At 33.3% G+C, this 26,613-nt stretch carries 21 protein-coding genes; 8 read left to right on the top strand and 13 right to left on the bottom strand.

Features of this window, described 5'->3' with window-relative positions; translation table 11 throughout:
• Positions 1-74 precede the first annotated feature (74 nt).
• Both IW18_RS10335 and IW18_RS10330 read right to left on the bottom strand, forming a co-directional pair.
• Entirely contained in the window at positions 75-788 is a 714-nt protein-coding gene (locus tag IW18_RS10335) for a LytR/AlgR family response regulator transcription factor (protein ID WP_041517500.1), read from the bottom strand.
• Entirely contained in the window at positions 758-1,483 is a 726-nt protein-coding gene (locus IW18_RS10330) for a sensor histidine kinase (RefSeq protein WP_240475550.1), read from the bottom strand. The genes IW18_RS10335 and IW18_RS10330 overlap by 31 nt, the downstream gene beginning before the upstream one ends.
• 457 nt (positions 1,484-1,940) lie before the next feature.
• Here IW18_RS10330 and IW18_RS10325 point away from each other — a divergent pair, with 457 nt between their 5' ends.
• The 3 genes from IW18_RS10325 (at position 1,941) to IW18_RS10315 (ending at position 4,850) form a co-directional block, all read left to right on the top strand.
• A complete protein-coding gene (locus IW18_RS10325; RefSeq protein ID WP_041517498.1) occupies positions 1,941-2,921 on the top strand; it encodes a hypothetical protein in 981 nt (326 codons plus the stop codon).
• Between the two features lie 3 nt (positions 2,922-2,924).
• Positions 2,925-3,176: a hypothetical protein gene (locus tag IW18_RS10320; protein WP_240475549.1), complete on the top strand. Its 252-nt coding sequence runs from the start codon at positions 2,925-2,927 to the stop codon at positions 3,174-3,176.
• A 144-nt stretch (positions 3,177-3,320) separates the two neighbouring features.
• Positions 3,321-4,850: a SulP family inorganic anion transporter gene (locus IW18_RS10315; RefSeq protein WP_041517497.1), complete on the top strand. Its 1,530-nt coding sequence runs from the start codon at positions 3,321-3,323 to the stop codon at positions 4,848-4,850.
• Positions 4,851-4,956: 106 nt separating this feature from the next.
• Here IW18_RS10315 and IW18_RS10310 read toward each other — a convergent pair whose 3' ends face one another.
• From IW18_RS10310 to miaB, 11 genes are all read right to left on the bottom strand, one after another.
• Entirely contained in the window at positions 4,957-6,666 is a 1,710-nt protein-coding gene (locus IW18_RS10310; RefSeq protein ID WP_052480136.1) for an amidohydrolase, read from the bottom strand.
• 195 nt (positions 6,667-6,861) lie between these two features.
• A complete protein-coding gene (locus tag IW18_RS10305; protein WP_041517496.1) occupies positions 6,862-8,064 on the bottom strand; it encodes an alkaline phosphatase family protein in 1,203 nt (400 codons plus the stop codon).
• Positions 8,065-8,311: 247 nt separating this feature from the next.
• A complete protein-coding gene (locus IW18_RS10300) occupies positions 8,312-10,684 on the bottom strand; it encodes a hypothetical protein (RefSeq protein ID WP_041517495.1) in 2,373 nt (790 codons plus the stop codon).
• Positions 10,685-10,871: 187 nt separating this feature from the next.
• Positions 10,872-12,500, bottom strand: a complete 1,629-nt coding sequence (gene groL / locus IW18_RS10295) for a chaperonin GroEL (RefSeq protein WP_041517494.1) — start codon at positions 12,498-12,500, stop codon at positions 10,872-10,874.
• Between the two features lie 119 nt (positions 12,501-12,619).
• The gene (locus IW18_RS10290) at positions 12,620-12,895 is read right to left on the bottom strand and encodes a co-chaperone GroES (RefSeq protein WP_041517493.1); all 276 of its coding nucleotides are present in this window, start codon (positions 12,893-12,895) and stop codon (positions 12,620-12,622) included.
• Positions 12,896-13,043: 148 nt separating this feature from the next.
• Positions 13,044-13,382 carry a preprotein translocase subunit SecG gene (gene secG, locus IW18_RS10285; RefSeq protein ID WP_041517492.1) on the bottom strand — a complete coding sequence of 113 codons (339 nt, stop codon included), beginning with the start codon at positions 13,380-13,382 and terminating at the stop codon, positions 13,044-13,046.
• 3 nt (positions 13,383-13,385) lie between these two features.
• Entirely contained in the window at positions 13,386-14,540 is a 1,155-nt protein-coding gene (locus IW18_RS10280; RefSeq protein WP_041517491.1) for a tetratricopeptide repeat protein, read from the bottom strand.
• Between the two features lie 103 nt (positions 14,541-14,643).
• Positions 14,644-15,162 carry an LptE family protein gene (locus IW18_RS10275; RefSeq protein WP_041517490.1) on the bottom strand — a complete coding sequence of 173 codons (519 nt, stop codon included), beginning with the start codon at positions 15,160-15,162 and terminating at the stop codon, positions 14,644-14,646.
• Positions 15,163-15,275: 113 nt separating this feature from the next.
• The gene (locus tag IW18_RS10270; RefSeq protein WP_041517489.1) at positions 15,276-16,529 is read right to left on the bottom strand and encodes a sigma-54 interaction domain-containing protein; all 1,254 of its coding nucleotides are present in this window, start codon (positions 16,527-16,529) and stop codon (positions 15,276-15,278) included.
• Positions 16,530-16,588: 59 nt separating this feature from the next.
• Positions 16,589-16,960 (bottom strand): GxxExxY protein, encoded by a 372-nt coding sequence (locus tag IW18_RS10265; protein ID WP_041517488.1) that lies wholly within the window; start codon positions 16,958-16,960, stop codon positions 16,589-16,591.
• A gap of 89 nt (positions 16,961-17,049) precedes the next feature.
• Positions 17,050-18,495 carry a tRNA (N6-isopentenyl adenosine(37)-C2)-methylthiotransferase MiaB gene (miaB, locus tag IW18_RS10260; protein ID WP_041517487.1) on the bottom strand — a complete coding sequence of 482 codons (1,446 nt, stop codon included), beginning with the start codon at positions 18,493-18,495 and terminating at the stop codon, positions 17,050-17,052.
• Between the two features lie 477 nt (positions 18,496-18,972).
• On the opposite strand from miaB, the gene topA reads away from it, so the two are divergent.
• The 5 genes from topA to porM all read left to right on the top strand — a co-directional run bounded on the left by topA (position 18,973) and on the right by porM (position 26,603).
• Positions 18,973-21,489 carry a type I DNA topoisomerase gene (topA, locus tag IW18_RS10255; protein WP_041517486.1) on the top strand — a complete coding sequence of 839 codons (2,517 nt, stop codon included), beginning with the start codon at positions 18,973-18,975 and terminating at the stop codon, positions 21,487-21,489.
• A gap of 3 nt (positions 21,490-21,492) precedes the next feature.
• The gene (locus tag IW18_RS10250) at positions 21,493-22,644 is read left to right on the top strand and encodes a formimidoylglutamase (protein WP_041517485.1); all 1,152 of its coding nucleotides are present in this window, start codon (positions 21,493-21,495) and stop codon (positions 22,642-22,644) included.
• 262 nt (positions 22,645-22,906) lie between these two features.
• A complete protein-coding gene (gene porK, locus IW18_RS10245; RefSeq protein WP_041517484.1) occupies positions 22,907-24,307 on the top strand; it encodes a T9SS ring complex lipoprotein PorK/GldK in 1,401 nt (466 codons plus the stop codon).
• Positions 24,308-24,369: 62 nt separating this feature from the next.
• Positions 24,370-25,005: a type IX secretion system motor protein PorL/GldL gene (gene porL, locus IW18_RS10240; protein WP_041517483.1), complete on the top strand. Its 636-nt coding sequence runs from the start codon at positions 24,370-24,372 to the stop codon at positions 25,003-25,005.
• Positions 25,006-25,058: 53 nt separating this feature from the next.
• Positions 25,059-26,603, top strand: coding sequence for a type IX secretion system motor protein PorM/GldM (gene porM, locus IW18_RS10235; protein ID WP_041517482.1), 1,545 nt, complete (start codon positions 25,059-25,061; stop codon positions 26,601-26,603).
• Positions 26,604-26,613 lie beyond the last annotated feature (10 nt).

Raw genomic sequence — 26,613 nt, 5'->3', positions numbered from 1 at the left:
TAAAAATTATTTTACTATTTCTATTGGTTGGATAATGCTTTTTTGAATATTGTTAAAGAACAAAATTTTCTAATTTATCTCGAAGGTAAATTGTCTAATAAAATCTGGTATTTCCTACCCACAGGAATAATTTCTCCATTTGACATTGTAAGCGTTTTAAAAGTAATTGTTGCAATTTCGCGAATATTTACAATATACGATCTATGTACTTGAATGAAGTCTGTACTATTAATTTCGTCTGCAATACTAGAGAGTGAACCATAAATAATAATGGGCGATTTTAGTTTTTTGCTGTACAATTTCATGTAGTTGCCTAAACTTTCAATATATAAAATATCAATTAAAAGAATATCGGTCATTTGACCGTTTACACGATGCGAAAGGACTTTTGCATTGGTATTATCTTCCTTCTTTAAAGTATTTCCAGAAAAATAAATTTTAGCTTTTTCGATTGCTTTGGCAAACTTTTCAGGCGAAATGGGTTTTAGCAAATAATCTATCGCATCGTTTTGATAAGCCGAAAGAGCAAAGTCAGAGTAAGCAGTAGTTACAATTGTAAGCGGTCGATTGGGTTGTAATTCCATCAATTCAACGCCCGAAATTACAGGCATATTAATGTCCAGAAAAATAATATCGTAGCTGTTGGCATTAAGCATTTTTACAGCTTCCATGGCACTAAAAGCACTTCCGGAATGTTCCAGGTCGTCAAATTTCGAAATATGTGATGCCAGTGCTTTATGAGCCGGCGACTCATCGTCTATGATAAGACAGCGGTAGGTAAGTGCCATATTTTTAGTTTTACGATGAAGATGTTTTTTTCTTTTTTGCAACTCAAGTCATGTCTTAAACCATAAACTTCAAGACGTCTTTTTAGGTTTTCGATTCCAATTCCAGTGCTGGAAAGTCGGGATCCCGATTCTAAAAAATTATTTTTTAAAGTAAAGGATAAATTGCCGCATCTTACTTTTAAGTCAATAATAATATACGGTTCTGGAGTTTCGGCCGAAAATTTAACAGCATTTTCAACCAACGGTAAAAAGAACAAAGGAGGAATTTCGATATGGTCAAAATCACCTTCAAAAGTTCTCGTAACCAATAGACGTTCGTTCTGGAAAGTACTGTATTCAATATATTTTTTTATAAAAGCAATTTCTTCCTCCAATAAAACATAATCTTTTTTGGTAGCCTCAATCTGATAACGCAGCATGTCTGAAAGATTTAATATTCTATCAGGTAATTTATCAGGTTCAGATAATGATTCGCCGTACAAATTATTCATTGCATTAAGCAAAAAATGCGGATTAAGTTGTTGTTTTAAAAATGAAAGTTCAGACCTGAATTTGATAATGTCTTTATCCGACTGCGAAACTTTTTTCATGATTACAATATGCAAGAAATAAAAAGCAGTTCCGTTAAGTACAAGAGATAAAATCGATAAGGTTCTAAATTTTCCAAGTCCCGCAATTGGGAAAAACCAATTCATAAAAAAATAAAAGCCAACCCAATAGATAGTAAACAGAAAGAAGAACGTTTTAATTTTTTTTCGGAATAAAAACGGTTTGATTATGTATAGATTAAAAAACGTAACCCAGATTATACAAGGAAAATATCCAAGACTTATTTTTGAAAGCATATAAGAAACGCTGTGTCCATCAAGTTTTATTTCGTCATATACACAGACAAAAATAATCCCGAATATAATGAGATTTATAATGATGTTACGAAGAAAAAAGTTCTGATAAATTTTAAGAATTGTCATAACGACAAAATTAAGGTAATATTATAGTTTAGAATGATTTGTAGCTTAAAATTATACAAACGCCATTGGTATAAATGATACGCCACTAGTATAATTAAGCTATTATAATCAAGGCATCGAGATTACTTTTGCTTCGGGTTTTAAATCTCTTCCAAAAGTAACTTTAATTTTATCTTGATTTATGAAAGCAAAAATCGTTTGTGTTTTACTTGTATGCGTGTCTTTAAAAACAATAGCTCAGGAAAAAGATACTCCAGCAAAAACTGTTGTAAAAGTGATAACAGATAAATTTCCAACAACCCGAATTTTAGATGTGCAATATGAGCAATTAGGGCCAAGTAATTTTGATTCGAAGCTTTTTGGTGATCGTTTTGAAAAGGGGAGAATAGACAGTCATGACCGATTGAAAGTGGCTATTAATGTACCTTTTTTTGCATCAGAATCGAAGCGGTTTGTTTTAACAAGTTCATTGCGATACAAATATGAAACGTATGAGTTTGGAGATATTTATAAAGTCAATACAACTGTGCCTTTTACCAGAGAAAAAGAAGAAATCCATTTTTTTGCAGCCGCTATGAGTGCTACTTACGTATCGACGCTTTTTAGTAAACCAATTGTTTACAATGCTACAGCAACTGTCGATGGAAATCAGGAAAATGTACAGCGCGTTAAAGGATTTGTAACTGCAAATGTTGTACTGAAAAGAACTGAAAATACAACAATTACAGTTGGTGCTTTAGTAATGCTGGATCCATCATCAATTATACCACTTACACCTCTTTTTACTTATAATCATAAGTTTGAAAGTTCAAAATGGGATGTTGATTTCATACTTCCGCAACGAATATTGTTTAGGAGAGAACTTTTAAAAAATGGAAGAATTTCCTTAGGTACAGAATTAAATTCTGAAAGTTTTTACTTAAATTTAAATACACAAAATTTAAAAGGCGTTTACGAGCTAAATCAGTTAGAATTAAAATCTGGAATAACGTATGAATATAGGCTTAGCTCTAAAATAATTGGTACGTTTAAAGGAGGTGTAAATAATGTATTAAGCACGCGAATAACAGAAAAAGGCCAACGAACAAATCGTTATGTCTATGATCAAAAAGAGGATGCGCAAGGATACTTTAGATTTGGAATTTCATATAATCCCTTTTAGAGAATGGTACTGATTTTAAGTAAAGATGTATTAATATTTGAGAATATGGTAGAAGTTTTTAAAACAAATGTTCAGAAAGAAACGGATACAAATTATATAATTGCAATTATAAACAGACAATTCCCAGATTATAAAGTCAATTTTGATTTGGATGATTGTGATCGAATATTACGCGTAGAAGGAGTAGATCTGGAAGTAAACAATATAATAGATTACATGAATTGTCTGGGGTATATTTGTTTACAATTAGAATAACTGTATTATGATCAATTTTATTATTTCGTGTTTTTTACTACTAGTAAAACTATTTATAAAGTAGTTTTTTAGGTTTCAAAATTTCTTTTTCAGGAGTAAAGCTTTATGCTGTTTATGAGCATTATTTTCTAAATTTGTGCTCTTATGAAAAAAGTACTCCCACTATTTGATTTTACTCAAAAAGTCAATTACAAAAACGAAATTTTAGCTGGTTTAACTGTGGCCATGACAATGATTCCAGAATCTTTGTCGTTTGCTATTTTAGCCGGATTTCCACCTTTAGTTGGTTTATATGCTGCTTTTATTGCAGGTTTGGTAACAGCCATTTTTGGAGGAAGACCCGGAATGATTTCCGGTGGAGCAGGAGCAACAGTAATTGTTTTGATTGCGCTAATGAAATCGCACGGAATCGAATATGTTTTTGCGGCCGTTGCGCTTGGTGGAGTTGTGCAAATATGTATTGGACTTTTTAAACTCGGAAAATTTATTAGATTAGTTCCTCAGCCCGTAATGTTTGGTTTTGTAAACGGTTTGGCAGTTGTCATTTTTATGTCGCAGTTAGAACAATTTAAAACTGTAGTTAATGGGCAAGTTTCGTGGTTACAAGGAACACCTTTATACATTATGTTGGGTTTGGTAGCTTTGACAATTAGTATTGTTTTGCTTTTTCCTAAACTCACCAAAACGGTTCCTGCCTCTTTGGTTGCCATTTTGGTCGTTTTTGCTATAGTACTTTTGTTTAATATTGATACCAAAACGGTCGAAGATATAGCCTCTGTTCAAGGCGGATTCCCACCGTTTCATATTCCGAATATTCCACTTTCATTTGAAACCTTTAAAGTTATATTTCCGTATTCTGTAATAGTTGCAGCGGTTGGTTTGACCGAAGGTTTGCTTACGCTGAATTTGGTTGATGAAATTACCGGAACAAGAGGAAACAGTAATAGAGAATGCATCGCGCAAGGAAGCTCAAATATTTTAAATGGTTTCTTTTTTGGAATGGGAGGATGTCCTATGATCGCCCAAACGTTAGTGAATCTTTCTGCCGGATCTAGAGCTCGACTATCAGGAATAATTGCTTCATTAACTATTTTATTGATTATACTTTTTGGTGCGCCCGTAATTGGGAAATTGCCAATGGCAGCTTTGGTTGGTGTAATGATGATGGTTGCGATTACAACATTTGAGTGGTCAAGTTTTAGAATTATTAATAAGATGCCAAAACACGATATTTTTGTTGGAATTTTGGTAGCACTTGTTACTATCGTATTGCACAATTTAGCTTTGGCAGTATTAATTGGTGTAATTATCTCGGCTTTAGTTTTTGCCTGGGAAAGTGCCAAAAGAATCCGTGCAAGAAGTTTTATTGATGAAGCAGGAGTAAAGCATTATGAAATTTTTGGACCGTTATTTTTTGGTTCAATCTCCGCATTCATGGAAAAATTTGATATTCAAAACGATCCAAATCATGTTATTATAGATTTTAAAGAAAGTCGAATAGCCGATATGTCTGCCATTGAAGCATTAAATAACTTGACTAAAAAATATAGCCAAGCCAATAAAATAATTGAACTGGAACATCTAAGTTCAGATTGTAGAACACTTCTTAAAAATGCCGATGCTGTTATTAAAGTAAATATTATCGAAGATCCTACTTATAAAGTGGTTTCTTAATTAGAAAATTGTTCATTGTGGCAATTATATAATTCAAAAAAATGAAAAATTTGAAGACAATCGATATCATTATCATATTATCTAATTTGCACATTTTCTAATTTGTCTATTTCGCTAATTTATAAACAGTTTTTCCTTCTTTTATCGTTTCCAGAACCTGAATATCTTTAATTTTTTTAGGATCAATTTTTAAAGGATTTTGATCTAAGACAACAAAATCTGCCAGTTTTCCTTGTTTGATTGTGCCTTTTGAATTCTCTTCAAAATATTGATAAGCTGCCCAAGTTGTTATAGAGCGCAAAGCATTATAAGGACTAATTCTTTCGTTGGGACCAATTACGTCGCCAGATCTACTGATTCTATTTACTGTAGAATACAATATCATAATACTGTTTGGAAGTGCAACAGGAGCATCATGATGTTCTGTAAAAATCATTCCCTTTTTTAAAGCAGTTGCGGCTGGTGAAATTCGATAGGCTCTCTCTTTTCCTAATGTTTCATCTCTGTGCCAATCGCCCCAATAGTAAGTATGCATTCCAAAAAAGGAAGGTATGATTTTTAAAACCTTCATAGAATCAAGCTGATCAAAACGTGCTGTTTGCGCATGAATTGCTACTGATCTTCTATCTTTTGCCCCGTATAAATTAGTTGCGTTTCGAACTGCTTTAATATATTCGTCAATTGCGGCATCACCGTTACAATGCGCAAGAATTTGCCAGTTATTGGCATAAGCTGAATCGACTAATGCAATAGCATCACTTTCTTTTGGAAACGCAGGATATCCCACATAAGTATTTGGTTTTCCTGGAGGTGGCACGACATACGGTTTTGTAAGCCAAGCTGTTTTGCCTTGTGGAGACCCATCAAGCGAGAGTTTTACGCCAGCAATTCTAAAATGATTTTTATAATCTTTTTGAACTCCGTTTGCTTTCATGTACGCCATTTGAGTCTGGATATCAGGATAAGCTGCAACATCAATTGAAAGTTTTCCTTGGTCAGCTAGTTTTTGCCAGGTGTTACAGGCATCGCTGCTTGCACGTCCTTCCTGAGCAGTTGTAAATCCAAATTTTGTGTAAGCTGCAATACCGGCTTCTGCAATTTTAACGTTGGCGGTTTGATCAAGTGTTCCCATTATTTTGAATAACGGAATAAACATTGCCATTTCTTCCAAAACACCATTTGGTTCTTGCGATCCTTCTTTTCTGCGGATTGCACCACCGGCAGGATCTTTTGTTGAAGCATTATATCCAGCCAATTCTAAAGCTTTATGATTCATCACAGCCAAATGTCCCGATTGATGGATAATTAGCACTGGAACTGTAGTTGATACTTTATCAAGATCGTCAGCGGTAGGAGGAAGTTTTTCTTTTAATTGTGCATCATCGTAGCCAAAACCTACAATCCAGCCGTATTTTCCAACTGCCTTTGGATTTTTGATGTTCCATTCTTTTAATAAAGAAATTATGGTTGGAATATCGTTTCCTGTGCCGTCTGGAGCGGGAAGTAAATTAGCCGATACAGCCTGAAAACCCGCATTCCACACATGGCCATGAGCATCTATAAAACCTGGGAGTAATGTTTTGCCCTGCAAGTCATTCATTATAGTTTTATCCCCATGAAATTTTTCGGTATCTGATTTTTTTCCAACGAAAACAATTTTTCCGTTTTTTACCGCAACAGCTTCTGCATAGCTTGGTTTATCACCTTCCATAGTTACGATATCACCTCCATAATAAATGCTATCAGCCGGATTAACGATTTCTTTTTTACAACTTAATAAAACAAGAACAAGGAGCAAGGGAAGTATTTTTTTCATTTGTTAGAATTTTTTAAGCAAGAATGAAATTAACTTTTAGATTACATACTAAGTTAGAAAATATATTGATTCGATAATTAGTTTATTTACAGTTAAATATGTTGTTGATATTAAGCAATAAAAAAGCGCCAAACAGAAATTTTTCTGTTTGGCGCTTTTTTAATTTATCATTTAATGGTCAAATTATCACTTTACCTAATTAACAAGCATCGATTTTACTTCACCAAACTTTCCATCAACTTCTTCAATTTGTAGCCCTAGAATATGGGCAATTAAGGTATAAACTGAAACATTTTGAAAGGTTTTGACTGTTTTGTCAACTTTAAAAGCAGGTCCTTTAGCATAAAAAATCGCATGCATATCTTTTTCATTATTGTCATATCCATGATTTCCGCCTTTTACATTTTGAGATGTTTTAGTTACTAAGCTATATCCTTTATCAGCTTCAATAACAAAATCGTGCACACGTGGATTTGTACCGTAATGCAATCTTTTTGGAACTTCACTTGACTTCCAGAATTTAATATGTGGTACTTTTTTTAATGCTTTTGTAATAGAATCCTGAAAACCTGCTTTTGCCTGTAGGCTCATAATTGGATTTACGACTGCTTTATAATCTAGCCATTCTGGTTTTAAATAATCCAGAACGGCAACTTTTTTATCATTACTAATATTTGCCATTCCGTGGTCTGAAACAATAATTAAATTAATTTCTTTTCCAATCGATAGTTGGTTGAGTTTAGATGATAATTGACCCATTAGAGAATCCATTTTGATGACCATTTTTTTGTTCTCAGGAGAAAGCGGACCAAAATCATGTCCAGTATGATCAGGTTCGTCAAAATATAAAGTAATTAAATGCGGACGTTGTTTTTCTGGTAGTTGCAGCCATTTTAAAATCGTATCAATCCTTGTTTCGTATGGAATTTTGTTGTCGTAATTCTTATAAATACTTGGTCTCTTTTTATCAGTGTCAGATCCAGGCCAGAAAAACGAAGCCGTTTTTACACCTTGTTGTTCGGCAACATTCCAAATTGGGTTTCCACCATAAAATCTTGAATCATTTTTTGCATTCGATGATAATGAAAATGATTCGTTTAGAGTTGCATCATAAAAAACATTATTAATGATTCCGTGATGATCTGGATAAAGTCCTGTTACTATAGAATAATGATTAGGGAAAGTTTTACTTGGATACGATGGTTTCATTGACTTTGCATGAACGCCTTCTTTTGCAATTTGTTTTAAATTAGGCAAATTAAATTTCTTTGCATAATCCCAACGAAATCCATCCATAGAAACTAATACAACATAATTGTTTTTATTGGTTTGCGCTTGTAATAAAGTGGTAAGAAGTAAGAATGTAAAAAGTAAAAGGTGAGTTGTAGATTTTCTCATTTTGAAATTTTAATAGAGATGCAAAGTTACAACTAACTGTTTTTAACGGCAAAAACAGAATGTTAAACAATCATAAATTAAAAAAGAGTTTACTACTAATTGTTTTTTAGCCACAGATTAGAGGATTAAAAAGATTGTAATCAGTAATAATCTTTTAATCTGTGGCAACTTTTATGCGCAAAGCATTCGTGAAAATTCGTGGCGAAAAAAAATAAAGTCATCTAAATTGGTTACGATTTCCTAATTATTATGATTTAGTATTGTTTACAGGAATTTTTCTAATTTCAGATATTAACTTTCCGTCATCAGAGAATCCTTCCAGTAAAATCTGAATTTCTTTTTGATCGTTTTTTGGCAGTTTTAATTCAAAACCAGAATTGTCATTTATCTTTAAATCGGAAGACCAATATAGCGTACCAAAATAGTTAAACTCATTTTGAGTTTCAAATTTGATGTTCTTAAATTGTATATTTTGAGTAAAACCTTTTGTTACGACGATGGAACTATATTTAGGTTTAAAGTACTTGTTTTTCACATCGTTTTTCATGAAAATTTTAATAGTCCCATTGCCAGAAGCTGTTTGATCAGAATTGCCAGTTTGGTCAATATAGATCTCGTCTATTTGATCTAAAGTAAGATTAAACAATTGATTCATATCAAAAACTAAAAAATTATCTATGTATACTGCAGGCGATGTAGCCGAGTCGCCTAGATAGGTACTTCTACTGTTTCGCACATACACATTATTGTCGTTTGGATTCACGCCGGTTACATACCCGTTAAAAGAAAGAAAATTGAGAATACTTCTATAATCATTGTCTTTAATCTTGAATGCTCTGGCGCTCGAACTCATGTCGCCTTTATGTACGAGTACTTCTTTTTTGAAATTGTTTTGTACCGCAACTCCTTCCAAATTTATGGCATGATCTTCAGGTTTTAATGGGCTAAAACTAAAAGTGTTTTCGGATTTAATAGGCGATGGACAAATTGATTTATCAAATGTAGGACCTAAAACAAAACGAGATTCATCTCTGGAAACTCGCGCTTCTACTTTTGTAAGCTGAGCCAAGTTTTTTTCATTAACCATTTGCAATACTAGAACGGTAGAATCCTGAGCGAAAAAATGTTCAAACTTAAAAGCATTATCAGAGTCTATAGGAGATTCTTCAAATAAATTGCTTTTTAACGAAATGAGTGACATTTTGTTCTTAGAATTCGATTTTTCTTTCTGCTCAACTCTGCCACTTACAGTAACTCCTTTTTGAAATTTAAAAGTAATTTTTGGAGGATCAGATTTTATACTTTCCCAATTAAATTTGGATTTATTTTGATTGAGCATCAAGAGTTCCATATCCTGTTTGCGATTTGCGTTGTCCGGATTATAATAGTCATAATTTGCTATTTCAGGTTGATCTAAATAGGCATTTAGATAAAAAGTTCCAGCTAAAGATCGTTTTTGGTTTATGCAAATTGTGTTTTCAGGAAGTACACTAATGCTTAAACGTGGTTTGTTTAAGGCTGTTTTTCCTGATAATGAAATACTGTCGGTAGATACAGTTTTGGTCTCTAATGTTGTTGCAGGAACAGTATCACCTTCAATATATACTAATCTCTGAGCTACTTCATTTAGATTTTCATCAAGTATGCGAATTGTATTGACTCCGATTGACAAAAACTTCTTATCAAAGAAAGAAATCTGATCAGTCTTTTTATCGGCAAATGTAATTTCCTTCTGCATGAAAACTCCGTCTTGTTGTATTAACAGAATAAACTTTTTATTTTGATATACTTCAAGACCTTTATCATTTGTTTTAACGACAACCAGTAATCTGTTTTGCGCTAAATTGTTATTGTAACTAACTACAACTCCTGTTTCCTGTACTTTGTCTAGAGGTTTTGAAATCTTCAGTTTGTCAGTGTTTATTTTTAAGGTATATTTTTCGTTTAAATCGGCTTTAAAATAAACAACACCATTTCCCATTTTGTTCGTATGAAAGTGTGCTATTTCATTCGATTTTGAATCGACTATAATTCCGTCTTTAACCTCAATTCCTTTTTTATTACAGTCTTTTATTTTAATTCCAACAGTATTTACAATATCATTTATTATGACACCACTTTCTGGAAACAAATTTATTTCGGCTGTTTTGTAGTCTGGTTCACTGTTTTCAAAACGGTAATTATCTTTTCGGTCGATAATTTCAATGGTTTGATTGAAAGAGTCATCTTCCTTAAAATTATTCATCCAATTGGTGTAAAAATGAAAATGGTATTTACCGGATTTAAGTTTTCCGTTAAGATGAATTCCGCCAGAAAAAGTACCAAATTCGGCAAAAAGCAATTGCTTCTGAATTATTTGTTGCTGATCATCGTAGACAATTAATTCGATATTGGTAGTATTAAGGTTGGGTGTATTGGTGTTTTTACTAAAGACATAACCTTTAAAAGCTATATCTTCATTGTTTAAATAAATGTCTTTGTTAAATTGTATGTGAAGATTTTCTCGATCGTAATGAAAATAAGCTTCAATATAATTCTTTATTTTTTCGGTATTATCAGAAGTTTGAGAGAAAGATTGTAAACAAAACAGTAAAGCGAAAAACTTTAAGATTAGTTTCATACAAGAAAAAGTTTAAGACAATAATAGTATTAAAAGTACTGTATAAATTTAGTAGCAATAATAATCTGAGATAGTTAAAACATTCATAATGTTTCTGTTTGAAATTTATCAAAATCAGAGAATTATGTGTAAAAAAAATCCGCTTACCTTTCGGTAAACGGATTTTAATATGAAGTTAAAATGAATATTACATCATTCCTGGCATACCGCCACCCATTGGCATTCCGCCAGCGCTTTCTTCTTTAATATCAATTAAGGCACACTCTGTAGTTAAGATCATTCCTGCAACAGAAGCAGCATTTTCTAATGCTACACGAGTTACTTTTTTAGGATCGATAATTCCTGCTTTTAGCATGTCTACATATTCGTCAGTTTTTGCGTTGTATCCAAAATCTCCAGAACCTTCAGCAACTTTTGCTACAACTACAGAACCTTCAAGACCTGCATTTTCAACAATAGTTCTTAATGGAGACTCAACAGCGCGAGAAACAATTTGAATTCCAGTTGCCTCGTCAGCGTTATCAGCTTTAAGATCAGCTAATGCAGCTTTTGCTCTTAATAAAGCAACACCACCACCAGCAACAATTCCTTCTTCAACAGCAGCACGAGTAGCATGTAATGCATCATCAACTCTGTCTTTTTTCTCTTTCATTTCAACTTCAGATGCAGCACCAACATAAAGAACAGCAACACCACCAGCTAATTTAGCCAAACGTTCTTGCAATTTTTCTTTATCATAATCAGATGTAGTAGTTTCCATCTGACCTTTAATTTGGTTTACTCTGTTTTTGATGATGTCAGCTTCGCCAGCACCACTTACAAGAGTTGTATTGTCTTTATCGATAGAAACTCTTTTTGCAGTTCCTAACATTTCGATAGTTGTATTTTCTAGAGTATATCCTCTCTCTTCAGAGATTACAGTTCCTCCTGTTAAGATTGCGATATCTTCTAACATTGCTTTTCTTCTGTCTCCAAAACCTGGAGCTTTTACAGCAGCAATTTTAAGAGCTCCTCTTAATTTGTTTACTACCAATGTAGAAAGAGCTTCTCCGTCAACATCTTCAGCAATAATCAATAATGGTTTCCCTGATTGTGCAACTGGCTCTAAAACTGGCAATAATTCTTTTAAAGAAGATACTTTTTTATCGTATAATAAGATATATGGATTGTCTAATTCAACTTCCATTTTCTCTGGGTTTGTTACAAAGTATGGAGAAAGATATCCTCTGTCAAATTGCATACCTTCAACAACGTCCACAAAAGTATCAGTTCCTTTAGCTTCTTCAACAGTAATAACACCTTCTTTACCTACTTTAGCGAAAGCTGTAGCGATTAATTCACCAATAACTTCGTCGTTATTTGCAGAGATAGAAGCAATTTGTTTGATTTTATCAGAATCACTTCCAACAACTTTGGCTTGTTTTGCAAGGTCAGCAACGATAGCTTCAACAGCTTTATCGATACCACGTTTCAAGTCCATTGGATTTGCACCCGCAGCAACGTTTTTCAAACCTTCTTTTACAATTGCCTGAGCTAAAACTGTAGCAGTTGTAGTTCCGTCACCCGCTAAATCATTAGTTTTAGAAGCAACTTCTTTAACCATTTGCGCGCCCATGTTTTCTAATGGGTCTTTTAATTCGATTTCTTTTGCAACCGAAACTCCATCTTTAGTAACTGTTGGTCCACCAAAAGATTTACCAATAATTACGTTACGACCCTTAGGTCCTAGAGTTACTTTTACAGCATTTGCTAATGCATCAACACCACGTTTTAATCCGTCACGTGCTTCAATATCAAATTTTATATCTTTTGCCATTTTTTATTTGCTTTAGGCAGTAGGCTCTCTCTACTGCTGAATTAAGTATGTTTAATGTTTGATTTGTTTCAAGTTACTTAGTCTTAGTTTCTAATACTAAAAACTCAATAGATATTTTTTTAGATTATCGCTAAGATGTCATCTTCGCGCATAATCAAATAATCAGTTCCTTCAAGTTTTAATTCTGTTCCTGCGTATTTACCATAAAGTACAGTATCACCAACTTTTACGGTCATAGTGTGTTCTTTAGATCCATTACCAACAGCTACAACAGTTCCTTTTTGTGGTTTTTCTTTGGCAGTATCAGGAATAAAAATACCTGAGGCAGTTTTGGTTTCAGCTGCAACAGGCTCAATAAGTACGCGATCTGAAAGCGGTTTAATGTTTAAGGCCATGATTTTATGTTTTATAATTATTATAAGTTATACGAATTTTATGTTTTATTGGATTTCAGAAATTATGCCATGCTCTTAAAACTGACATTATTTCTTAAAAAAAATGCCAGCTTTGACAGGCTGGCATTTTATATTTATTTCAAAATTATTATTTTGCTGCAGGTGTTGCCGGAGCAGGTGTTTGTTGAACCGGAGCTGCTGGCGTATTAGCTGGAGCTTCAGTTTTTTCAATGATTTTAGAGTCAGTATCACTTAATGATCCTGTAAAGCTTAAACTTGATAATAAAATTAAAGCAATCAAAATAGTAGCCAATGTCCAGGTACTTTTATCTAAAAAGTCAGTTGTTTTTTGTACTCCACCTAACATTTGAGTTCCGCTGATAGTAGACGATAATCCGCCTCCTTTAGGGTTTTGAACCATGATTACTACGATCAATAGAAAACAAACTATTGTGATTAAAACTAAAAAAATTGAAAATGTGCTCATTGCTTAATTATTATTGTTATTTTGTTGTAAAATCTTTATATCCGAAATACGGTCTGCAAAGAAACTAATTTTTTCTGGATATTTCAAAATTAATATTTCATATGCTTGTATTGCTTTTGTATATTTTTTTTGTTCCAAATATACTCTTGCCAAAGTCTCTGTCATTAAATAAGAATTCTCTTCTTTATTTAGGTCAAATTGTGCTGCTGGTGCAGTTGTAGTCTGTTTTACAGGAGAAATTTTTGGGTTTGTTTCGATAAATTTATCAATTAATTCCGCTTTTTTCTTTTTTTCTTCTTCAATTGCGTTTGCTTCGGCTATTGATTCAGTAGTTTCTTTGATCTCTTCTCTCGGATTTTCGTTGGTTCTGTCAATAGGCTCGGTTCTGGACAAATTTAACCATTCCTGAAAAGAGTGCTTTTCGTTAACAGAAAAATCCAATGGTTTTCCTATTTCCAGATTTTCTTCGGCTATTTTCACCGTTTCAGGAACTTCAATTACCTGAGGAGTTTCTTCTATTTTTACTTCTTCAAAAACTATTTTTGAGGCTTCTTTAATAGATGTTAATATCGATTGTTCAATTGGGTCAATTCGTACAGGGGCAACGTCCTCTTCTTCCTCTACTATTTCTTCAAAGAAAGTTGGAGTAGGTTCTTTAATAATAGGAGTCGCTTCTTTTATAGAAGTTAAAATAGATTGCTCAATAATTGGGTCAATTGGTTTTTCTTCAATTTTTGCAGGTTCTTCAAAAGTTACCGTTGTTGCTTCTTTTATAGAATCCAGAATAGATTGCTCAATTGGATCAATTCGAACTTCGATTACTTTTTTAATTTCTTCCGGCGAAATAATTTCGCTTTCAAAAACAGTGATATTTAAAAGATCTCTCAATTTTCGATCATAATATTCGCTCTGAATAGAAGTAAAATCTTCAGACGTTATAAAATCAAATAAAACAGTACGATCTGTTGTATGCGCAGCAGTAACTTTTAAGGCATAATTATACTTAAAGCTATTTTGATTGAAAAGTCCTTTTAATCGTAATGCTCGCGCACTTTGAAAATATGGAAATTCATTCAAAACACTTCCTAATGCATCCGCTTGCTTTTCTGTGATAGCATCGGGTTTGTTCATTAAGTAGGTATAATCAGTTACGTTCATTTTATTTGTTTAATCGTTGAAATTGTTTAAGCGTTGAATTGTTTATTTGTTTAATAGTTTTATCGGTTAAACAAATAAACGATTTACCAGTTAAACATAAAAATTACCATTTGGCCAGTGACTCATTAAAGATATCTTGTGTGATTCTTTCAAAAATAGTGGTAATTGCAGTATTTAAAAGACTTCCTGTTGGTAATGTCCCTCCTGGATAATCGAAGTAAAACTCAAATGTTTTCTCAAAATCATCAGTTTCCTTCTTTTTGTTGGTAAACCTAACTTTTACACGAATTGTTAAACGGTTTTGTGCAGCACCTACATCACCAGTTGATGTTACAGCAGTTGCTGTCATTGGTGTTGTTCTGTAATCTACAATTTCTCCTTCGTAAACTAAATCACCACTATTACTTACTAAGTTTAGATTGGTTTGACTTTGAATTAAATCTTGTAAAGCCAGTGTAAATTGTCTGTCAATTCCCGGCTCAATTAAATCGGCATTATTTTGGAAAAAGTTAACTTGAAATGTTTTTGCATCAATTGGCCCTGTTCCTGTAAAATTATAAACAGAGCAGCCGCTTAGCATAAAGAGACTCATTAAGGCTAATAAAGAATAAATTTTTTTCATAAATGTTTATGTGAAAATCTCAATTTTAAAATTCCAGTTCTTGGAGGAAAACTCCATTTTTTTTCAAATATACTAATTTGGAATTTGGAATTTATTTTTTGAAATTTTCTATTTTATAGATCAAATTGTTTAATTTTTCGGTACAAAGTTCTTTCAGAAATACCTAATTCGTCTGCGGCAGCTTTTCGTTTTCCTTTGTTTTTTTCTAATGATTTTTTGATCATTTCGATTTCTTTTTGTTCCAAACGTAGAACCTCTTCTTCTTCAATCGTTTCGGCAAACAAGTAATTATCATCTTGCATTTGATAATTGTCTTCGCGAGTTGCAGGAGTCATGACCGCAGTTCTAGGCTCTTCTTCAAAATCTATTTCGCTTTCATTTTCTTGCGAACCGTATATTTTCTGAATCAAATTTGGATTGATGTCTTGTACTTTTGTTCCATTTTTCATCAATTCCAAAGTGAGTTTTTTTAAATCATTCAAATCACTTTTCATATCAAAAAGAACTTTGTATAAAATATCTCGCTCTGTACTAAAATCACTTTCATTTTTCTTATCACTAATTACAGAAGGTAAATTAGTTCCTTCGGTAGGTAAATAAGATTGTAAAGTTGCTAAAGAAATATCGCGATTGGTTTCTAAAACAGAAATTTGTTCGGCTACATTTCGTAATTGACGAATGTTTCCGTTCCATCTGAATTTTTGCAAAAGTTGCACTGCATCATCGTCTAATTTCAACGGAGGCATTTTATATTTGTGTGCAAAATCGGCGACAAATTTTCTGAATAACAAATGAATGTCTTCATTTCTTTCACGCAATGGTGGCAAAGTAATTTCGACAGTTGTTAAACGATAGTATAAATCCTCACGAAACTTTCCTTTTTCAATAGCATTGAATAAGTTTACGTTTGTAGCGGCTACAATTCTAACATTTGTTTTCTGAACCTGAGATGAACCAACTTTTATAAATTCACCATTTTCAAGTACACGAAGCAAACGAACCTGAGTCGTAAGTGGTAATTCACCAACTTCATCAAGAAAAATAGTCCCGCCGTCAGCTACTTCAAAATAACCTTCACGTGTACTTGTCGCACCTGTAAAAGCACCTTTTTCGTGGCCAAAAAGTTCACTATCAATCGTCCCTTCTGGAATTGCACCACAGTTTACAGCAATATATTTTCCGTGCTTTCTATGCGAAAGCGAATGGATTATTCTCGGAATGTTTTCTTTTCCAACACCACTTTCCCCAGTTACCATTACCGAAATATCAGTAGGAGCAACCTGAATGGCTTTTTCAATGGCGCGATTTAATTTGGGGTCATTTCCAATAATTTCAAATCGCTGTTTTATTGCTTGAACTGTTTCCATGTATGTTTTTTATCTTTTGCCACGAATTTCACAAATTTCACGAATTTTTTGAAATCGGGCTAATGAATAACTCTTTTATGTTGTAAGGACTTTTTATTAAAGTTAACAATTATTCCTAGATCACTATCTGCCAGTCTTAAATAATTAATTGTTTGAGCTGTATGTTCATCAATGATTTCTTTAGATGCTTTTATTTCTAAAATTATTTCATCGTAAACTACAAAATCAGCATAGAATTTATGTGCTAAAACAACATCTTTGTATTGAATATCATATTGCTTTTCGCGTTCAAAAGGTATATTGTGTTTTCTAAATTCATATTCCAGTGCATCTTTATATACGATTTCGAGAAGTCCTCCTCCAAGAATTCTATGAATTTCCATGCAAATTCCAACAATCTTATAATACTCCTCTTTTCGATACAATTCCATAAATAGTTTTTTTTAAACAAATTTATAGATTCAAAAATAATTTGAAAGAAAATTCATGTAAATTAGTGAAATTCGTGCCGAAAAAAAAATTAATTCATGCTGCTTAAACCAATAGCTTCCCCTTTTAAAGTTCCACTAGTACAACTTGTAATTTTTACGTTTACAAAATCTCCAATTTTATAATCCTCTTTTGGGAAAACTACCGTAATACTTTGAGAGTTTCTGCCTGAGAATTCTTCTTTTGATTTTTTAGAAACTTTTTCTACCAAAACTTCTACAACCTGTCCAACGAATTCCTCACTGCGGAACCAAGCGTGCTTTTGTTGTAAATCGACAATTTCCTGTAATCTTCTCGCTTTGGTTTCTTCGGCAACATCATCTTCCATTTTTCTACCAGCAAGAGTTCCTGGACGTTCAGAATACGAATACATATAACCAAAATTATATTTTACATATTCCATCAAACTCATTGTATCTTGGTGATCTTGCTCTGTTTCTGTTGGGAAACCGGCAATCATATCTTGCGAAATCGAAGCATTCGGAATAATTGCTTTGATTTTGTCAATCAAAGTCATGTATTCTTCGCGAGTGTGCAAACGATTCATTTCTTTTAAAATTCTATTACTTCCGGATTGAACAGGTAGGTGAATGTGTTTGCAAATATTTGGATATTTAGCAATAACATGTAAGATGCTTTCGTGCATATCCTGCGGATTAGATGTCGAAAATCTGATTCGCATTTTAGGGAAACCAACAGCAACCATTTCAAGCAATTGATCAAAGTCAACCGCTGTAGCTTTTTGCATGTCAGAAGCATTTACAAAATCTTTTTTCAAACCTCCGCCGTACCAAAGGTAACTGTCAACGTTTTGTCCTAAAAGAGTGATTTCTTTAAAACCTTTGTCCCATAAATCCTGAATTTCCTTCATGATACTTTGAGGCTCACGACTACGTTCACGTCCACGAGTAAAAGGTACAACACAAAATGTGCACATATTATCGCACCCACGAGTAATTGAAACCAATGCAGTAATTCCGTTGCTCATTAAACGAACCGGCGAAATATCTCCGTAAGTTTCCTCTTTCGATAAAACTACATTAATTGCATCTCGACCGTCTTCAACTTCGGCCAATAAATTTGGTAAATCTTTGTAGGCATCTGGACCAACAACAAGATCAACTATTTTTTCTTCCTCCAAAAACTGACTTTTCAAACGTTCAGCCATACAGCCCAAAACGCCTACTTTCATTTTTGGATTAATACGTTTTACCGCATTATATTTTTCCAGACGCTTACGAATAGTTTGTTCCGCCTTATCTCGAATCGAGCAAGTGTTTACTAAAACTAAATCAGCATCTTCAAGAGTTTGTGTAGTATTATATCCGTTTATTGATAAAATGGAAGCTACGACTTCACTGTCCGAAAAATTCATCGCACAACCGTAACTTTCTATAAAAAGTTTTTTAGTATTCTCAGGTTTATTTTCCAAAACTAGACTTTCGCCTTGTTTGCTTTCTTCAATAATCTTTTCCATTGTATAAATTCAAAGTGCAAAGATAACGTAAATGAGGTCAATATGACAAGATGGCAGAGAAAGAATTAACAATTAAATTAGATTTTAGTTCCGATCCCGAAACTTCGGGACGGGATAAATTTTATATTGTTGAATAGAAGTGAGAAATAGAGTTTTTTTATGATCTCTTCTGAGGATTTATGAAAATTTCTCAAAGCTTTGAGAGCTTCGCCTGAAATTTTCAGCTTATATAAAAACTTAGCGAACTTTGCGTAAAACTTTGTGGACTTTGCGGTTAAATTTATAGCAAAAGATTTACCCTGTAAAAAGCACATTTGTTGGTCATAAACCCATAAAAATTATACCTATATATATAATAGGTAGGAATACAGATAAATCTTCATTTTAAAGAAACATAAGATTAAAATAACTCAAAAATGAATTCACGAGGCTGATATTTAAAAAAAATAGATACTTTTGTTGCAGAAAAATAGAGCAATGGCAAAGAATTTAGTAATAGTGGAGTCACCTGCAAAGGCGAAAACGATCGAGAAATTTTTGGGAAGTGATTTTCAGGTAGAGTCAAGTTATGGTCACATAGCTGACTTACCATCAAAGGAAATTGGAGTAGATGTCGAGAATGGTTTTAAACCTAAATACGAAGTTTCTCCAGATAAAAAAGCCTTGGTAAGCAAATTGAAAGCACTATCTAAGAATGCCGAAATGGTTTGGCTAGCGAGCGATGAGGACCGCGAGGGTGAGGCTATTTCATGGCACTTGGCGGAAGAATTAAAACTAGATACTAAAAAAACTAAGCGAATAGTTTTTCACGAAATTACAAAGTCGGCAATTCTTAAAGCAATTGAGAACCCGAGAGAAATAGATTATAATCTTGTAAATGCGCAACAAGCACGTCGTGTTTTAGATCGTTTAGTAGGTTATGAATTATCTCCGGTTTTATGGAGGAAAATTAAAGGCGGACTTTCTGCTGGACGTGTACAATCAGTTTCGGTTCGTTTGATTGTAGAGAGAGAACGCGAAATTCAAAACTTTAATGCAGTAGCTACTTATTCTGTTGTAGCTGAGTTTGTTAATGAAGCAGGGAAGTCTTTCAAAGCTAAATTGCCAAAAAACTTTAATACTAAAAACGAGGCCGAAGATTTCTTAAAACAAAACATCGGATCAAAATATAAGGTAGCAGATTTAGAAACTAAACCTACCAAAAAATCCCCAACAGCGCCATTTACAACTTCTACATTGCAACAAGAAGCGGCTAGAAAATTGTATTTGCCAGTTGGAATTACAATGCAACTTGCACAACGTTTGTACGAAGCTGGACTTATTACTTATATGAGAACAGATAGTGTAAATCTTTCTAAAGAAGCGATGGATGCTGCTGAAGCTGAAATCATAAAATCGTACGGAAAAGAGTTTTCTAAGCCTAGAACTTTCGCTAATAAAAATAAAGGAGCACAAGAAGCGCACGAAGCAATTCGTCCAACTGATATGTCGCGCCATACGGTAAATATCGATCGTGATCAGGCTCGTTTGTACGATTTGATCTGGAAAAGAACTTTGGCATCTCAAATGAGCGATGCGCAACTAGAAAGAACAAACGTAAAAATTGAAGCTAATAATCACAGCGAAATTTTTACAGCTTCTGGTGAAGTTTTACTTTTTGAAGGATTCTTAAAAGTTTACTTAGAAGGTCATGATGATGATGAGGAAGAACAGGAAGGAATGTTGCCTGCATTAAAAGTAAATGAAAATTTAGCGAATAATTACATTACGGCTACTGAAAGATACTCAAGGCCACCGGCTCGTTACACAGAAGCTTCTTTGGTGAAAAAATTAGAAGAATTAGGAATTGGTAGACCATCTACATATGCGCCAACTATTTCGACTATCATTAATAGAAATTATGTTGAAAAAGGAACTCTTGAAGGTCAGGAACGTAATTACACTCAACTTACTTTACAGGCAGATAAAGTAGGAGAGAAGTTGTTAAAAGAAAATACAGGTTCTGATAAAGGAAAATTAGTTCCTACTGATATCGGAACTATCGTTACAGATTTCTTAGTTAAGAATTTCGGAAACATATTAGATTATAATTTTACTGCAAAAGTAGAACAGGATTTTGATGAGATTGCCGAAGGAAATATCGACTGGGCAATTATGATGCAGGAATTCTACAATAAATTTCATCCAAATGTAAAAGAGGTAGAAGCTAATGCAGAACGTGAAAGCGGAGAAAGAATCTTAGGAAAAGATGCTGACGGAAGGCAAGTTTCTGTTCGTTTAGGAAAATTTGGTCCAATGGCTCAAATTGGAGAAGCAGATGACGAAGATAAAAAATTCGCCAGTTTAATGGCCGATCAAAATATTGGAAATATAACACTTGAAGAAGCTTTAAATTTATTTTTATTGCCTAAAAACCTAGGAGAATATAAAGGTGAAGAAGTAGAAGTAAGTAATGGTCGTTATGGGCCATATGTACGTCACGGAAGTGTTTTTATTTCTTTGCCAAAAGGAGAAGATCCTTTAAGTCTTTCTAAAGAAAGAGCGCAGGAATTAATTGATGAAAAAGCAATTGCCGATGCTCCAATTGCAGTTTATAAAGGTGAAGGTGTTCAGAAAGGTGTGGGGCGTTTTGGTCCTTTCATTAAATGGAACGGAATTTTTATCAACGTAAGTAAAAAATACAATTTTGATAATTTATCGCAACAGGAAATCGAAGAATTGATTGAAGATAAATTACAAAAGAACATTGATAAAGTGCTTCATAACTGGGAAGACGAAGGGATTTTGGTTGAAAAAGCGCGTTGGGGACGTTCGGTTATTACAAAAGGTAAAATCAAAATTGAATTAAGTAAAGATGTTGATGCAACAAAATTGACATTAGCCGAAGTTCAGGAAATGATTGCTAAAAAAACACCGGCAAAAAAGACTCCAGCAAAAAAAGCAACAACAACTAAAAAAGCTCCAGCTAAAAAACCAGCTGCTAAAAAGAAATAATAAATGGAATTTGATTTTCTACAACCAGTTAACGAAGGAATTTTAAAATTCATTAGTTCATTGTCTTCACAAGAATTAGGTAGTAAAATAGTCTTGCACACGCAAGATCAATTTCCGGATATAAGTAAAATAAATATTGCTATTATTGGAGTTTTAGAAGATCGCCGAAATAGTAATGTAATTAATGATGTTAATTTAAATGCTGTTCGTAAAAAGCTTTACGGCATGTTTCCAGGTAATTGGGATGCTTCTATTGCAGATTTAGGAGATATTCTCGCCGGAGAAGCTGTAGAGGATACTTATTTTGCATTAAAAAAAGTTACTTCTACATTAATTAAGAATAAAGTGATTCCTATAGTTGTGGGAGGTTCACAAGATTTGACCTACGCTTTGTATCGTGCATATGACGACTTGGAACAAATGGTAAATTTGGTTGCCGTTGATAACAAGTTCGATTTTGGTAAAGAAAATGAAACAGTTTCGGCAAATTCGTACCTAACAAAAATTATAATCGACGAACCAAATAATCTTTTTAATTACTGTAATGTAGGATATCAAACCTATTATAACTCACAAGAAGAAATTGATTTGATCGAGAAGTTATTCTTTGATGCCTACCGTTTAGGTGAAATTTCGAATAATATTGCATTGGCAGAACCTGTTTTTAGAGATGCAGATTTAGTTAGTATCGATTTGAATTCGGTAAAATCATCTGCTTCAGGAAATATGGTTTCTTTTGAGCCGAATGGTTTTAACGGAAAAGAAATATGTTCATTGGCTAGATATGCCGGAATTAGTGATAAAGTTTCTTCTTTTGGAATTTTTAATAATAATAGTACAGTACCAGAATCTGGTATTATTGCTCAAATAGTTTGGTATTTTATAGAAGGATATCATTATCGATCTAAAGAATATCCTTTTGGTAGTCGAGCAACGTATTTAAAGTACATCATCCCACTTGATGATGAAGAGTTGATTTTTTACAAAAGTGATAAAACAGATCGTTGGTGGATTGAAATTCCGTTTGAATCAAATGGACACAATAAACTTAAAAGAAATACGTTATTACCGTGTTCATACGAAGAATATTTGAGTGCTTGTAACCAAGAATTGCCTGAAAGATGGTGGAAAGCGCAGAGAAAAAATGCGTTATAAAGTGAAATAGTAGTAAAAATCATAATTTTCTAAAGTTCTGTAAAAATAGTTAATTTTTATTAGTAGGAAAATAAATATAATATATAAAATTTTGTGTTTTACATCGATATTTTGTGTTAGTTTGTCGATAAAATATTTTTTTTTATTTTATTTAACATTATTTTTGAACGATAAAATAAATTTCGCAACTAGTATTGTTTTTTAGCTAAATAATAAATACGTTTACGGACTTATAATAATGAATAGATAATCCCAAATTTATATGAAGAAGTTTATTGCATTTGCAGCAATGTTAACACTAGTAATCGGCTGTGGTAAGTCAGGTGACAAAGGTGAGTTAGTTGGTGTTACAGGAGGTAAATGGCATCCTGAAAAACCTTACGGAATGACATTGGTTCCGGGTGGGTCTTTTATTATGGGTAAATCAGATGCTGATTTAGCTAATGTAGAAGATGCTCCAACTAAAACAGTAACAGTACGTTCATTCTATATGGATGAAACTGAGATTACAAACAGTGAATACCGTCAATTTGTGGAGTGGGTAAAAGATTCTACAATGAGAGTTCGTTTAGCTATTTTAGCTGATGAAACTGGTCAAAAAAGTACTGGTGACAAAGGTAAAAAAGGTGGTAGTATTGCAGATTATGCATTTAACGATTCAGAGCCAGACAAAATGACGGCTTATGATAAATATATGTATGATAACTATTATAGTGTAGGAACAAAAGATGATCCATATGCTGGTAGAAAATTAAACAAAAAAGTTAAGTTAATTAAAGATACCAAAGCTTACCCGGATGAGTATTATACTGAGGTAATGGATTCTATGTATTTGCCAATAGAAGAATCATACAATGGTTTAAGAACAATTGACGTTAATAAATTGAAATTCCGTTATTCTTGGATGGATATTCAGGCTGCTGCAAAAGCTAAAGTTGGAAAAAGAAAAGACTTCGTTAAAACAGAACAAGTTAGTGTTTACCCAGATACTACAGTTTGGATTAAAGATTTTGCTTACTCATATAATGAGCCAATGCACAACGATTATTTCTGGCACAAAGCTTACGGAGATTATCCTGTAGTTGGTGTGACTTGGAAACAAGCTAAAGCATTTTGTGCTTGGAGAACCTTAAATAAAAACAGTTATATCAAGTCTAGAAAAAAAGGACGTGATTTAGTAAATGCTTTCAGATTGCCAACAGAGGCAGAATGGGAATATGCTGCTAGAGGAGGTCTTGAATCTGCAACTTACCCATGGGGAGGACCTTACACTAAAAGTGACAGAGGTTGTTTCTTAGCAAACTTCAAACCAAACAGAGGAGATTATGCTGCTGATGAGGCTTTGTATACAGTTGAAGCTAAGTCATATGAGGCAAATGGTTACGGATTATACAACATGGCAGGAAACGTTTCAGAATGGACAGATTCAGCTTATAATCCAAATGCTTACGAATATGTTTCTACAATGAATCCTAACGTAATTGACGGAAACAATCAAAGAAAAGTTGTTCGTGGTGGATCTTGGAAAGACGTTGCTTATTTCCTACAGGTAAGTACTCGTGATCATGAATATGCTGATTCAGCTAGAAGTTATATTGGTTTCAGAACTGTACAAGATTACATGGGAACTCAAACAACTGGAAGCGGAAAAAAAAGTAAATAATTAAATTCAAATTCAATAACCAAATCAAATCTATTTTAAATTAAAACCTAAAAAAAAGTATTATGGCATTATTAAGTAAAAAAACAATGAATTTCGCTTATGGTATGGGAGCGGCAGTAGTAATCATCGGTGCACTTTTTAAATTGCAACACTGGCAAGGAGCTAGTATTATGTTGATTATTGGTCTTGGTGTTGAAGCGTTTATTTTTGCCTTGTCTGCTTTTGATCCAGTTGATGACGAGTTAGATTGGACTCTTGTTTACCCAGAGTTAGCAAACGGTCAAGCTAGAAAAAAAGCTGATAAAGTTGAAGCTCCATCTGATGCCCAAGGATTGTTGTCTCAAAAATTAGACGTAATGTTGAAAGAAGCTAAAATTGATGGTGAATTGATGTCAAGTTTAGGAAATTCTATCAAAAATTTCGAAGGAGCTGCAAAAGCAATTTCTCCAACGGTAGATTCTATTGCAGGACAAAAGAAATATGCTGAAGAAATGTCTATGGCTGCTGCACAAATGGAATCATTAAATAGTTTATATAAAGTACAATTAGAAAGTGCTGCAAGAAATGCACAAGCAAACAGTGAAATCGCTGAAAATGCTTCTAAATTAAAAGAACAAATGCAATCTATGACTGCAAACATTGCTTCATTAAACAATGTTTATGGTGGAATGCTTTCTGCAATGAGTAACAAAGGATAATTAGTTTTTGACTATTATATTAAATTTATTAATAAAGAACTAATTATAAAAAAATGGCAGGAGGAAAATTAACCCCTAGACAGAAGATGGTGAACCTGATGTATCTGGTTTTCATCGCAATGTTAGCAATGAATATGTCAAAAGAAGTTTTATCTGCTTTTGGCTTAATGAATGAAAAATTTGAAAGTGCTAATAAATCTTCAATAGAAACAAACGCTGGTTTGTTGACTACATTAGATCAAAAAGCTGCTGAGGCAAAAGGAGAATTTATTGATGCTGCAGCTACTGCTCATAAAGTTGAAACAATTTCGAAAGATTTTTATGCCTATATCGAAACTTTAAAAAAGGATGTTGTTAAAGGATTTGACGTAGAGAAAGAGACTGGTAAATTGCCTTACGAAGCTATGGACAAAGGCGACAATGTTGATAGTTGGTTTAAGGGTGAAGGTTACAGTGCAAAAGGAACTGAGATTATTTCTAAAATTGAAAAGTATAAGGCAGATATGAAAGCTGCTTTGTCTGATAAAAAGAATAAATACGCTACAGTTATTGCAGAGGTTGAAAAGAAATTTGATGTTTCTGATGTTAAAAATAAAGATGGAGTAAAAGATAAGTATTTGTCTTATCACTTCAAAGGATTCCCTGCAGTAGCATCAGTTGCGAAGCTTTCGGCTTGGCAGAATGATGTTCAAAAAGCAGAATCTGATGTTTACAGTGCAGCATTAGGAAAAGCTGCAGTTGCTGCTGCTTCTTACAGTAATTATCAAGCAATTGTAGTGTTAGATAAGAATGCATATTTCCAAGGAGAAAAAGTTACCGGTAAAGTTGTTTTAGGTCGTTATGACGAAAATACTACTCCAACCTCATTCCAAGGTCCTGGACAAATTGTTAATGGACAAGCTGTTATTTCGTTAACTGCTGGAGGTATAGGTGAGCAAAATATTAATGGCCAATTTACTTTCTTAGAAGATGGAAAAACTATTCCACTTAAATTTAAAGGAACTTATGTTGTAGTACCAAAACCAAACTCAGCAACAATTTCTGCTGATAAAATGAATGTTGTTTATAGAGGTGTTGTTAACCCAATCTCTGTATCATTCGCTGGTGTTGCTGACAACAAAGTTGTTGCAAGTGCTCCGGGATTAGTTTCTGCTGGTAAACCAGGTAAATATAACATGAGCCCAGGTTCAGGTAATGAAGCTACAATTTCTGTTACAGGAACTTTACCAAACGGAGATAAAGTTTCAGATAAGAAAACATTTAGAATTAAAGGTATTCCTGGTCCAACAGGTACAATTAGAGGTGAGCCAGGTGTTGTTAAAGGACCTAAATCTAACTTAGAAGTTGCTACTATTGGAGCTAAATTAAATGACTTTGATTTTGAAGTTGGTTTAGATGTTGTTGGATTTAATATGAAAATTGCTGGACAACCTACTGTTGTTGTTACTGGTAACAAATTAAATGCACAATGTAAACAAGTACTTTCAAGAGCTGGAAAAGGAGATCAGGTAACTATTTCTGAAATTAAAACTAAACTTGTTGGAGCTGGTAGTTACTTATTGCCAAGAACTGCTCCGGTAATTTTTGAAATACAATAATAAAAGTGGG

The organism is Flavobacterium hibernum (assembly GCF_000832125.1).
Classification (GTDB): domain Bacteria; phylum Bacteroidota; class Bacteroidia; order Flavobacteriales; family Flavobacteriaceae; genus Flavobacterium; species Flavobacterium hibernum.
The sequence above is the reverse complement of the archived record's forward strand: the minus strand, read 5'-3'. Positions and strand labels throughout refer to the sequence as shown.